The sequence below is a fragment of the Flammeovirga sp. SJP92 genome, from assembly GCF_001583495.1.
Taxonomy (GTDB): Bacteria; Bacteroidota; Bacteroidia; order Cytophagales; family Flammeovirgaceae; genus Flammeovirga.
Genome location: NZ_LQAQ01000078.1, coordinates 20889 through 33503 on the forward strand (window position 1 = coordinate 20889; position 12615 = coordinate 33503).

The 12615-nt window shown below is 33.0% G+C and carries 10 protein-coding genes; 9 read left to right on the top strand and 1 reads right to left on the bottom strand.

Annotation, left to right across the window (positions count from 1 at the left end):
• Positions 1 to 202: 202 nt before the first annotated feature.
• The 6 genes from AVL50_RS17730 (at position 203) to AVL50_RS17755 (ending at position 5060) form a co-directional block, all read left to right on the top strand.
• Entirely contained in the window at positions 203 to 991 is a 789-nt protein-coding gene (locus AVL50_RS17730; protein ID WP_157491396.1) for a hypothetical protein, read from the top strand.
• A gap of 92 nt (positions 992 to 1083) precedes the next feature.
• Positions 1084 to 2580, top strand: coding sequence for a pentapeptide repeat-containing protein (locus AVL50_RS17735; RefSeq protein ID WP_082795896.1), 1497 nt, complete (start codon positions 1084 to 1086; stop codon positions 2578 to 2580).
• Between the two features lie 131 nt (positions 2581 to 2711).
• Entirely contained in the window at positions 2712 to 2930 is a 219-nt protein-coding gene (locus AVL50_RS17740; RefSeq protein ID WP_062617829.1) for a hypothetical protein, read from the top strand.
• A 108-nt stretch (positions 2931 to 3038) separates the two neighbouring features.
• Positions 3039 to 3233 carry a hypothetical protein gene (locus AVL50_RS17745; protein ID WP_062617830.1) on the top strand — a complete coding sequence of 65 codons (195 nt, stop codon included), beginning with the start codon at positions 3039 to 3041 and terminating at the stop codon, positions 3231 to 3233.
• 140 nt (positions 3234 to 3373) lie between these two features.
• Positions 3374 to 4057: a hypothetical protein gene (locus tag AVL50_RS17750; protein ID WP_062617831.1), complete on the top strand. Its 684-nt coding sequence runs from the start codon at positions 3374 to 3376 to the stop codon at positions 4055 to 4057.
• Between the two features lie 328 nt (positions 4058 to 4385).
• Positions 4386 to 5060, top strand: a complete 675-nt coding sequence (locus AVL50_RS17755; protein WP_062617832.1) for a hypothetical protein — start codon at positions 4386 to 4388, stop codon at positions 5058 to 5060.
• A gap of 103 nt (positions 5061 to 5163) precedes the next feature.
• Here AVL50_RS17755 and AVL50_RS17760 read toward each other — a convergent pair whose 3' ends face one another.
• The gene (locus AVL50_RS17760) at positions 5164 to 5736 is read right to left on the bottom strand and encodes a hypothetical protein (protein ID WP_157491397.1); all 573 of its coding nucleotides are present in this window, start codon (positions 5734 to 5736) and stop codon (positions 5164 to 5166) included.
• A gap of 407 nt (positions 5737 to 6143) precedes the next feature.
• Here AVL50_RS17760 and AVL50_RS17765 point away from each other — a divergent pair, with 407 nt between their 5' ends.
• The 3 genes from AVL50_RS17765 (at position 6144) to AVL50_RS17780 (ending at position 12612) form a co-directional block, all read left to right on the top strand.
• Positions 6144 to 8738 carry a hypothetical protein gene (locus tag AVL50_RS17765; RefSeq protein ID WP_062617834.1) on the top strand — a complete coding sequence of 865 codons (2595 nt, stop codon included), beginning with the start codon at positions 6144 to 6146 and terminating at the stop codon, positions 8736 to 8738.
• A 387-nt stretch (positions 8739 to 9125) separates the two neighbouring features.
• On the top strand, positions 9126 to 10946 hold the full coding sequence (locus AVL50_RS17775) for an Ig-like domain-containing protein (protein ID WP_062617836.1): 1821 nt from the start codon (positions 9126 to 9128) through the stop codon (positions 10944 to 10946).
• Positions 10947 to 10953: 7 nt separating this feature from the next.
• Positions 10954 to 12612: a DUF4038 domain-containing protein gene (locus tag AVL50_RS17780; protein WP_062617837.1), complete on the top strand. Its 1659-nt coding sequence runs from the start codon at positions 10954 to 10956 to the stop codon at positions 12610 to 12612.
• The last annotated feature ends 3 nt before the right edge of the window (positions 12613 to 12615 follow it).

A 12615-nucleotide genomic window follows, 5' to 3' on the forward strand; every position in this document is an offset into this window, starting at 1 on the left:
ACTTAGCTTAGGTTTATTTTTTATTCGAAAGGCAGGATTCATTTCCTGTCTTTTTTCGTCTAAAAATAAATTTTGTAGCCAGATATTTGAAAATAATAAACAGTGTAAAATATTATTTACTTTGTTGTTTTAATTTATTTACAATAATATGCCGTAAGTCATGATTTTTGTGTAAGTTGTGGAAACAACATTTAATAAACAGATGAACAGATTACTTTACTTCTTTATATTCATTTTTTCGTTGCCTTTGTATGCCAGTGAACCTGGAAAATGGTGCATCATTTCCTATGACAGCCGTACTACAGAAGAGGACAGACATGAACGAACCAATTACCTAGGTTTAAACCAAATCGTTATGACCAATACACTGGACCAAAACGAATTAAAGCATTATTTCTTTTCTGCATTCCATTCCATTGGTGACTCAAAAATAAGCCAACATTTAAAACTAGAAGATATAGAAATAGAATTCTTCAACTCGAAAAAAGAAGCTAAAAAACGATATCAAGAAAAATGGAATAATATTGAAAAAATGGCAACCAATCCGTATCCGTTTAAGGCAGTAGAAACTCATCATACTGCATTTGAGTTACAAAAAAATGAAGAAGCATTGCCAGAGATATTCTATACAGTTTATACCATCACCCTAATGTCATCACCTTCTTATCTTTTATATGACCATGATAAGGGGCAATTTATTACTTGGTTAGATACTCCTTTTGGTCAAACCACTGTAGTAGCAAAAAACGTCCAATGGTCTGATGACTTCAATTTAATTCAAGGTAAAAAATCAGAAAGCTATTTTAATTGTGAAATAAAAGAGCACACAAAAAACAATCAAGTAAAAATGCTTATTGCTGATGGAGAGCTAACACCAATGACAAAAGAAGTGTTGCACCAAAAAGGTTTATGTCAAACTATTTTGGAGAAATATGCTTTTAAACCAACTTCCATTGATAAAGTAAGGAGACAGAAAGCAGTGGCGAATTGATAGAAAAAATGAAAGAGAATCGGAAAGTTTGTAATGTCTTTTTTATATAGTAGATTTGTAATCAACTGTAAATCAGCTAAAATTAACTAAAGATGAAGCAACTTCTACTTTCTATTACCCTTTTCTTGTCTGTCTTAAATCTTTATGGTCAGGAATGCAAATATCCCTCTAGTAATTATTACTTAGATAAAAATGATCTAAAAAAGCAAGTTTGCTATGATTCTATCATAAAAATACCATTCGATAAAGATAAAAAACTATTAATGAAGACATACTTTATTAAATCAAGTTTCACTTCGGGGGCAAATTTTTCTAGAATAATATTTGAAACAAGAGCAAACTTTACAGAAGCAAAATTTAATTTTGAAACAAATTTTTCAGATTCAGAATTTAATTCTCTTGCAATATTTTTTAATAGTAAATTCTGTTCAACTTCAACTTTTTCAGATTGTAAATTTCATTCAGAGACAAATTTTTTTAATGTCGGATTTGATTCATTAATTGATTTTACTAATGTTGAATTTGATTCATCAATAACATTTTTTGGAGGTAATTTTAATTCAATAGCTATTTTTAAAAAATCAATATTTAAAAGTAATGCTAAGTTTTCAGAAGCTAGGTTTAAATCATCTTTGGATTTTTCTGAAGCTGATTTTAGAAGTGAAGTAGTATTTACAGGAACTAAGTTTAATTCAACTGTGAATTTTTCAAAAACCAAGTTTAAGTCAAAGTTAAATTTTTTTGAAGCAAAGTTTGATTCTAGTGTTAATTTTTGTAATTCAGAATTTGATTCGACTGTTGATTTCTCTGAAGTTTCAGTTAATGGTAAAATTATTTTCGATTATATTATTTTACCCGACTCCTTAATTTTTGATCACTTTTATTCAAATGATATTATAGATTTGAGTTTAGCTAGACTGCAAACAGATACAAGTAGATGTGTTATTAACCTTTCTGCTACAAATATTGAAAAGTTTAAATTTGATTATAGTCAAGGCTTTGTATTAGATAAAGATTCTTTAAAAAATTATACCGTAACAGTTTCAGTCTATGAACAATTAATGAAAATGCAAAAGAGGTACGGTTATACAAGCGGATATGAAAAAGCTGATAAAGAAAAGAAGAAGTATATCTATTTTGAAAAGGCTAAACATGGTCCTTGGAAATTTGTTAAGAATATGATGTTAAATTTTTTGGATAGATATTGGTGGGATTACGGGTATAATAAAACATTGGTTTTCAAAAATGTAATTTTAATATTTTTCTTTTTCTATTTCATCAATATCATTTATTCCATTCCATATTCTTATAGTTTTAAAAATAGAGTATTAAGAAAAAGAAATGTGCAAAATAAATTAGTATTGACTTATGATATGAAACCTATTGATTTTCTTTTGAAGAGTAAAAAAAGATGGGTTAGATATGGATACTATACTCTTTTGTATACTGCATTTATATTTTTTGGTTTGAAAATGGATTTTAAAGAAATAAAGTATCATAAGATTGGAAACGCGTTCTTGATCTATTTCCAATATGCAGTAGGTTTAATTTGTTTGGCCTATTTAGCAAATACTATAATTATTGGGTAAGCTTATTTATAAAACTTTGTCATTGACAAAATGTATAGGAGTGTCGACCTTTTGAATTACAGGAAGTTTAATGATTGAAAGTAATTTTGGAAACTTTTTAGGACTGTTTTACCAGTCACTCTTTCTAATTTGTGGGGAAGAAAACAGCACAGCCAAGTACCATTCCGCTTTTACCTTCAATGATGCTTGTGGTAAGCGGTAGCATTGGTTTTAGAGGATTAGTGTATTTGTCAGCAGGTCAAATCGCTATAGGTCAGCATGATTTTATTCAAATGTTTATAGTAGCGTTGACCATGGGAGCTGGTTTTTTTGTAGGCAATATGATTACTAAAGCAGTCCCTAGTATGTAGTTGAATTTCGAAATTACGCTAATGTTGCACTATGTTATTCAGAATATTCTTTCGAATATCAAATAATAAGTATTAATATTGTGCATCACAAAATTTAAAAACTATACTATGTCTTTTCAGGAGCAAACTAACATTGGTATCATTGAACAGTTCAAGACTCTTCAAAAAAAGAAAGAGGATATCTATGAGGATAATGAAGTAGAGGATGAATACTTAAAGGAGATATTGCAATTTGTAAGTGAAAACTCAGAAGTTATCAAAAATATCTTGGTACCAATAGAAAAATGGGTTGCGAATTTTTAAATCATAGAAGTACCCGTGAAAAAGAAATAGAAGAAATGGTTTTTCTTCTAAAATAGAGTGTAAATTATAAGTGCTAACCAAAAATTTTTGATAACAGAGAATTTTGTTTGTCTTGGTACTTAGTATTATGAAACAATAGAATGTCAACAAAAACGCAGACTGGTTTGGATTTAATAGCCCAATTGAAAGCATATGAAAACGTGGATAGAGAGGTGTCAGGTTTTGATTATGACTTAGATGATAGGTTAGAAGATGAGCTTACTAACAAGGTATACGAATATGCTAATCAATATCCCGATCAAATCAAGAAGTTTTGTAGAACCAATAAATTAAAAGGATATGATTCTGCAAACTACCTGGTTTACATAGGATTGACTTCCGAGGAAGGTTCTACATGGTACCCTTTTCTTTTTGAGGAATTAAAAAGAATTGTGAAGTTGGTCAATAATCATGATGTTGATTTAGATGGCTTAGTAGCATTGAATGGTATTTTCACTTTTGATATTTACTACGATGATCATGATTTATATAATGAAATGATGTCATTTGCCATTTCTAACTTGGACCTTAAGAAGGGAGAAGAATATAATCTAGCATTTATTAAACTAGTAGATTCTCTTGCCTCACCACATGATGAAACAGAATTTAAAGACTTTTCAAGATCACAAAAATGGATAGATCAATTGGTGTTTTTTGCCAATAACGGTCCGCTAAAGGTAAAACTTTATGCACGGAAAATTATCGAAAAAAATGGTTATAAAATTGAATTCAAGCCATTTTCATTGATGGAGAAAATCAAAAAGAAATTTATAAAAATTTATTAGAAATGGAAGCCAAAAAGCATGTTTGAAACATTTCATTTAGTAAAAATCTACTCTTTCAGAACGTGAGTTTGTTAACTCCCTCACAACCTAAAATGGAAAATTTTTATTTCTAAAGTATATATCAAATATGTTCTAAGAAAAGAACAGGATATTTCTACATTGAAGTTACTAATTTGTATCAATCTATCTCAAAAACATGACTTAAACCCAAGTAAGTCTGACTATAATATCCTGTTGAATAAGTTCTCTCGAAAACCATTTTTAAGATTAATATCATAAAGAAAAAACAATATTAATTGATGAATTACAATCTATAAATAAGTATAAAATGCCAACAAATACCCAAAATCAGACTAATTTTGATATTATTAAACAGTTAAACTATCATCAAGAAAACAATCAAGTGTTTTTTAATGAACATGATGGTGGTAACGAAAAAGAGTTTGCGTTTGTAAAACAAGTCTTTCATTTCGCAAACCAGAACCCGGAAGTCATTAAAGATTACTGTAGGACTAATACCTTGTCCTATTTTGCGAGTAATCAATGGGTCTACAGTGCGGTGACATCTAAAGAGGGCTCTCAATGGCACACATTTATTTTTGAGGAAATAAAACGAGTTGTAGGTCTAGTGAATAATCAAGACGTTGAGCTCGATGCACTTTCCCAACTTTGGGGAATAAGTACTTTGGAAATCTATTATGACAATCATGATCTGTACAATGAAATCATGGAATTTATGACTGTACATCTTGACCTAAGAAAAGGAGAAGATTACAATGTACTATTTCTAAAACTGATGGACTTCCTTGTCAGAGGTCATGATGAAAATGAGTTCAAAGATTTCTCTAGATCAGAACGTTGGTTAAAACGGTTGGTATTTTTTGCCAATAAAAGTCCTTTAAAAATTAAACTTCAAGCTAGAGAAGTATTAGAAACTGTAGGTTATCAATATGGAGTCGCCTCACTTTCTTTGATGGAAAACCTGAAGAAGTGTTTTATTTAAGAGCAATAAAATACTGACCTGTTTTGATAGAATGTGTAAAAACAAAGGATCTAACTTCATGCTAGATCCTTTGTTTATTATAACAGAAATTGAACACCTTTACCTAAAAACAAATCCCCATATTGATACTATAGCTGAAGTAATTGGTGTTGGTGGACAATTTGTAAAACTCATGTCCTAGAGAAAGGTAAGCAGAAGCATTTTTGTAATAACGGTATTTTACACCTACAGAGGGATTAAAGACAAAAACATTTGCTTTGTATTCATGCTCACTATTGGAGGAAATAGAACCATAACCAGACTCAAAACCTAAAAAAGGACGTAATTTTGTTTTAGTTATATCAACTCTAAAAGAGCCAAGAAGGGAAACCATTTGTTCTTCTGCGGGTGTATTTTGAAATGTGTTATACCCAATACCCGCACCAATTTGTAACATAGGTAAAGCATAGAATTGTAATAACCCTTTCAATTTTATATGGTGAGCATTACTCTCTGATGTAGAACGATAGGCTTTTCCTAATTCTATGGCAATGCCCATTTTCTTTGCCCTTTCTTCAGCAGTAAATCTAAAATGATTCAAAGGGTATCTTTTATCATTCTGTGTTACTTTTTGAATGTCTTTCATCAGACAGATGGAATTATGGCCGTTTGCATTCACTACCTCGATGTATTTCATATTATGTTCGGAAATCACTTTGCCCGAAATAATCCCCCCGGTTTTAAGGTAAATATTTACAGTGTCTGCTATCTGAGCATAAGAGCATAACTGGGTACACAAAATGAAATAAAAGAGAGAAAAAATAAATTTGAAGTTTGTCATATGTTTGCTGTTCTATATAATAACATACAAAATTAAATTTTTGTAATTGCATATCTTAGTATTACTTTACTTTTTTTGTACATGAATGAAATTGAAGAAAAGGCATTACGGTGTTTTGTTATTAATCTGTTCAATTACAATAGTAAAGAGGGTGATATTTTTTCAATTTAGTGGGAGAAATTAAATAATCGTTGTATTGATATTTTTTTTGTCTGTTGTCCATTGAAACCTATCCTATTTTTGATTCGAAATGAATTGAAATTATGAAGAAAGACATTACTCCGCTATTATTTTTTAGTTTACTGCTATCACTGTTTTTACTGAATACTATTGAGGCACAAAACAGTAATACTACTTTTTTTAAAAAGATAAGAGATGAAAAGGTGGTTTCCGATCCTTCTATAGTATGGAAGAATTTCGGCCCAGGTATGTCAGGCTACTGTGAAGAGTTCTGGTGCCATCCGACAGATCCTAAAGTGATGTTTATGGGACCAGATATGCATGTAACTTTTGGTACTTGGGATGGAGGTGAATCATGGCACACTGTAAAAGATTCTGATGGTATGGGTTATGATTTAGAACGTACTCATGATATTCAATTCTCAAAAAACAATCCTAATTTTGGTGTTGCTATTGAAAGACAAGGTGGTGTGTACCTTTCAGAAGATAGAGGAAGGTCTTGGAAGCTGGTGGCTGATATTGAAAAAGCATATACCAAATTGGCTATTGATCCCATAGATGATCAAACGTGGTATATTGGTGCAGGTGATTTCTGGAATGTAAAAAACAATCATAGAGCTTTAAATAACCTTCAAGGAATACAACATAATAGAGCCAACTATGGTCATATCTTAAAGACAACTAACGGAGGGAAATCCTTCAAAAAAATAGCTACTTCAATTGCTAACGATCTGGATGTAGGAAGAATTATCATTCATCCCACAAAGCCCCACTTAATTTGGATTGCTACAAATCATGGTGTTTTCAAAAGTAAGAATGCAGGGAAGTCTTGGAAAGCTTGTGGAAACGGATTACCTAACAACTTACCAAGAGACATGACAGGACACTATGATGAAAAAAGTGGAACATTTACGTTATTATTAGTTGAACAGACATTTTATACTGAGGAGAATAAATCAGTTACAGCAAAGGGCGGAGTTTATAAGAGTAATGATTTAGGGAATAACTGGGAAGATATTACAGGCAATTTATATTTCGATTTAAATAAGATTTCCTTCACTGCCGAACATGATCGCTTTCATAGAGCGATGGGTTATTGGTTTGGTATTTCAAAGAAAGAAGCAAAGCAAAAGTTTACCGTTTTACCACAAAAGACACTTTCAGTATTTAATCGTATAGTTGTGAACCCTCTAGATGCAAATGAAATTCATGTTGCTTTTAATAAAAAGCATGATTTTACGTTTGGTCCTGGTGATTTATGGTCTACAAAAGATGGAGGGAAAACTTGGATTGTAAGTGCAAGGCAAGGGAAGTATTGGTTAGAAAATAAAAATAAAGCGTATTGGACACAAAGAAATAATCCTACAGGAACAAATGTGAAATTTGCACATTTACAACATTATATGGATTTAGAACCTGCCCGTTCCGGCAATAGAATGTTGGCGGTGAATTCATTAGGGGAGTTGTTTATTGGAATCGATCAGCAGACATTGAAATCTACAGATCATGGAGCAAGCTGGATTCAGATTGACGACGATGAAACCGCCGCTGGAAGTCAACAATGGATAGGAAGAGGAGGAAGCAATTTGCCAGGTCGTTTTATGTTGCTGGAAACAGGAATTCCACAGCGTAGATTACTTTGTAGTGGTGAACATGGGCTATGGGAAACTACAAGTATTGGCAATTGGAAAGACAATCAGGCAGTCGCAGTTCAGCAGTTGGAAGGGCAGGTAAATCATTTTGGGATGCATTCCGTTTCTACGGTGGCCGTTCACCCCAAAGATCCAAATATTGTTTACATTTTAGGGTGGCGACAAAGCCATAGAGGAAAACTTCGACGATCAATTGATGGCGGAAAAAGTTGGGAGAATATTGCTGCAATTTTTGATTCGAATAGCCCATTACACAAAAAATTAGCATCTCAAAACTCATTGACAATTGATCCTGAAAATCCAGATAACATGTACTTCTGTGCCACTTATCAGATGATTTCTGAAGTAAGTGCGGGTAAAGGACCAAAATTAACCAAAGGTGAGTATGGTTTTTATAGATCAAAAGATGGTGGTTATACTTGGGAAGTTAGTAATAAAGGAATTGATCATAAAGGAGCGAGTATCAGAAGAATCATTATAGATCCCGATCAGTCCACTACTTTATATGCAGCAGCTAATGATAATAATGGAGGTCTCTTTAAGTCAATAGATAAAGGGAGCAATTGGAAGAAAATGTCAATTCCTTCAGAGATAAAAGCCGTTAATAATGTATACATAGATAGAAATACAAAACACATTTTTATTACAGCAGGAAGAAGAACCGGAGAGTACAATGAGGGTGGTGTTTGGAAAAGCGAGGACAAGGGTAAAACATGGAAAAAGATATTCAGTGCTCCATTTGTATGGCAAGCGGAAACTTCACCTATAAACCCAGAATTGATGGTGATTAGTGTAGCGGGACAGGCAGGGGCAAAAAAAGATAGTTTTAAAAATCCTGGTGTTTACTTATCCAATAATGGAGGTGAAACATGGAAGAAAATTAATAAAGGACTAGGGCAACCTAATAAAATTGTAGATGTGAAACCAGACCCATATAATGAAAATGTACTTTGGTGCGCATCATGGGGATGTGGGTGGTACATCACCTATTTAAATGATGATAAAAATGGCTGGCTTACTCAATAGTCAGCATTCATTGGACTTTTTATGGAATGAAGGTAAACAAAATACGGACTTCACTTTTTCCCTTTTTAAATAAAGCACACTATCTATGAATAGAAGGATTACTACTCTAATTTTTTTAAGCTTACTTCCCTGCTTCGGTTGGGCACAGGATGATACTTTCTCTTCATTATTAAAGAATGAGAGCGCTTCATTAAGATATGAAATAATAGGAAATCAATTAGTGCATAGGAATACAGGTTACCTTAACTTTTTAAGTTGTTATTCCGTCTATCCTGATCAAGATATTGATTTAACATATTCACAGACAGGTGTTTATATCTGTGGATTTTCTCAACATGAGAAGATATACACCATCAAATTACTCAAAAAATAACAATTACTACACCGATGAATAACGCAAAATTCTCCTTACTAACAGTATTATTTTTATGTATTGCCACTTTTGGTTTCAGCCAGAAGAACATACATTATGGTGAAGATTTTATTGCTTTTGAAGCAGAAGATACATCATCCCCTTTAGGGACGTGGAAATTAAGAACACCAGAAGATCCACTTTATTACAAAGGAGATGGTATTGAGGCACTCAATCAGACTTATATTGAGTTCAGAGGTGCTTGGGCCTCTAAGGAATCTCCATTGACTTACAAATTCAAATGTCCCAAAACAGGAGATTATAGAATGCTGATGCGCTTGTATCAACCTTTGGAAGAGGGAGAAAAAGGGGACAAGAAAAACGATATGTTTGTTCGCTTGGAAGGGAACTACACAAGTGCAACCACTAAACCGAAGTCTGAGTTAGAAAAAGATCATAAGTTTTGGGGTAGAGGTGTAAGAGTATGGGGAACTTGTCATAGCCTAGAAATTGGTTCACATGCTCATGCAACTTATGGGTTGATAGAAGGGGAAGAGTATACCTTAGTCATGTCAGGAAGATCGGCAGGGGCTAGTATTGATTATATTTTATTCTATTTGGATAATCCTCCAAAATCAATTAGTAATCAAGATTTAGCAGTACAGTTTCCTGAAGAATATCGACCATTTGTTGCACCGACGGCAATTAATTTAGTACAAGAGGAGATCACAAAAATAAGAAAAGGGTCGTCTTTGCAATTTGATATAGAATTGCAACCAGTAAATACAAAAAAAGAAGTGACATGGGCTTCTTCTGATAAAAATGTATTGACAGTTGAAGATGGAAAAATAACCGCGGTGGGTGAAATTGGTACTTCAGCAACAATTACCGCCACTGCCGTAAATGGTTTGTCGACGAGTTGGACGATGACAATAGAGGAGTGGTATGCTATTGAAGTAGAAAGTATTGAGGTAACTCCTGATCCAATTGTAGTTCCAGCTACAAAAACACTCCCAATTTCTATTGATATTCAGCCATTCGGAGCTGATCACCCTGAGGTGGAATGGAAGATAAAAGATACTTCTATTGCGACGATAGATGAAAAAGGTGTTATCACTGGCGTAGCAGAAGGGCAAACAATTTTGGTAGTGACTTCAAAAGAGAATAAAGAAATAACCACAGAAGTTGCCATTACGGTTGGTGAATATATTGAAACCTTTATTAAATTTTCAGCAACTAATGAAGAACTATTAAATGCAAAATATGAGGTAGGTAAAGCATTGCCTGTGAAGTTTGAATATCATGCTGGTACGGGAGAGACCGTTGGTGAATCCATCAAATTAAAATTACGACATATCAAAGATGATAATGGATGGCAGGTGATGGATGATATTGCGTTAGATCTTGAAGATTATGTCGGAACAGTCAGTGGAACAGTTGAAACAGAAATTCCATTGGAAAATATCAAGTCTGTGGAGGAAATTGCCAGTAATGAGTTCTATTATCTTTTTGTACAAATGACCACGTCAAATGGCATTAAAAAGAGTGTTGGAGTTCAACCTATACAGATTATATCATCGGAAGATACAGATACACCTCCAGTATTAAGTACATTCCAAGTTACGGAGGATGAAATGTCAATTTATCCCAACCCTAACACTGGAAAATTAACGATACAATCGGACCTTCATACTTCTGGTAATTTCAAGGTTTTTGATACATATGGCAGGTTATTAAAAGAAGGAAGTTTTATTTCTAATGTTCAGAATGATGTATCTGATCTCACAGCAGGATTTTATTATTTACATATAAAAGTGGCTTCGGGCAATGCCGTCTTTAAGTTGCTGAAAAAATAATTCTCTTATGAAAACCTATTTTATTACACTGATCAGCTTTCTGATGTTTACAACATTCAGTTATGGTCAAATTAAAGTTTGGAAAACGAAAAAAGAAAAAGAGCAAATTGCTACTCCACAGTGGGTGGTAAATGATATTATTTTCAAGAGTAAGAAAAAGGTGAAAAACCCTCTTCAAAAGAATGTTTTTGCTTTTGTGCAAGATGAGGCACAAGAGACTCAAAAGATACCTTTGTTTTACAATGGAGATAATGAATGGGTTCTTCGTTATTCTAGCGGAGTTGAAGGTGTAAAACACTATTTGCTTACTTCAGAAGTGGAAGAATTAGATGGGTTGAAAGGGTTAATTCTTGTGACAGAAAATGAGAAACCGGATCGTCATGGTGGGATAGTTTTGAAGCAAAATAACCCTCGACATTTCTTCTATGAAGATGGAAAACATTACTTCAATATGGCTTTTGAGTGTGATTGGTTATTTGCATTAGATTATGGTCAAGAGGAAATTAATAAGACGAAACATCTGTTGAAGGTGCTAGAAGAGTATCAATTCAATCAAGTAGTGATGAATGTATATTCTTATGATGTGAAATGGAAAAAGGATCCAAAACTGAAGGATTATCCTGCTTTTGAGTATGGTGGCAGAGAAGACATTTATCCTTTTCTTGGGTCAAATTCAACTCCTGATTTCAGTACTTTAAATATTGATTTTTTCAAGCATTTTGATAAAGTGATTTCCGAAATGCATGACCGTGAAATTGTATCTCATTTGATGATTTATGTTTGGAATAAATTGGTCAATTGGCCTGAGATGAATTCAGAATCTGATAATCTCTATTATGATTACGTCATTAAAAGGTATCAAGCTTTTCCAAATATCATTTGGGATGTTTCTAAAGAAGCATTGCTATATGGCAGGGCCACAGAAGAATACATCAAAGAAAGAATTGATAGAACTCGAGACTTAGATGCCTATGGTCGTTTGGTTTCAGTACATGATTTTGGTTTTTGTAAAAGAAATAGCGGGAAGGTGGATTTTATCTCAATGCAAAATTGGGAACACACTCTTTACCAAAATATGTTGCAAGCTAGAAACAGTTTCAAGGATAAGCCAGTATTGAATATCGAACATGGAGGGTATGAGGAAAGTCCATTTAGGGTGTTCCCAGGTGCTTATATTAATGCTGAAGCATGTTTAAGAAGAAATTATCAATGTCTATTCGCAGGAGGATACACCACGTATTATTGGCAAGGTACCTCATGGAATGTTGTAATTCACAATCCATTTGAACAGCCAGCTTCTTTCAAAAAGCCTCATTTTGAGTATTTCAAGCATATGAGAACACTTTTTGAACACTATAATTTTGAAAACTTTGTTCCTCTTTCACATCACAATTCCAGCGGGTTTAATCTCACCAACAAAAAAGATGGTGTCGTAATGATGTACACCCCAAAGGAAAATCAATGGATTGGGGTACATAAAGTCTTGAAGAAAAATTTTGATTATTCTAAAGCTCAGCAACAGTGGTTCAACACATTGACGGGTGAATATTCAAAAAAAGAAAATTACAACACAGAACCTTTCGATTTTTGGTATGAAAGACCATGGAAAGGGGAAGCTGATGTGATTCTGATTATATCAAATTTAAAATCTAATTCGTTAAACTAAACT

Excerpts from the sequence above, each read along its gene's own strand:
- AVL50_RS17750 (WP_062617831.1), top strand. The coding sequence starts at position 3,374 with ATGTCAACAAAAACGCAGACTGGTTTGGATTTAATAGCCCAATTGAAA.
- AVL50_RS17765 (WP_062617834.1), top strand. The coding sequence starts at position 6,144 with ATGAAGAAAGACATTACTCCGCTATTATTTTTTAGTTTACTGCTATCA.
- AVL50_RS17730 (WP_157491396.1), top strand. The coding sequence starts at position 203 with ATGAACAGATTACTTTACTTCTTTATATTCATTTTTTCGTTGCCTTTG.
- AVL50_RS17780 (WP_062617837.1), top strand. The coding sequence starts at position 10,954 with ATGAAAACCTATTTTATTACACTGATCAGCTTTCTGATGTTTACAACA.
- AVL50_RS17755 (WP_062617832.1), top strand. The coding sequence starts at position 4,386 with ATGCCAACAAATACCCAAAATCAGACTAATTTTGATATTATTAAACAG.
- AVL50_RS17745 (WP_062617830.1), top strand. The coding sequence starts at position 3,039 with ATGTCTTTTCAGGAGCAAACTAACATTGGTATCATTGAACAGTTCAAG.
- AVL50_RS17760 (WP_157491397.1), bottom strand. The coding sequence starts at position 5,736 with ATGAAATACATCGAGGTAGTGAATGCAAACGGCCATAATTCCATCTGT.
- AVL50_RS17775 (WP_062617836.1), top strand. The coding sequence starts at position 9,126 with ATGAATAACGCAAAATTCTCCTTACTAACAGTATTATTTTTATGTATT.
- AVL50_RS17735 (WP_082795896.1), top strand. The coding sequence starts at position 1,084 with ATGAAGCAACTTCTACTTTCTATTACCCTTTTCTTGTCTGTCTTAAAT.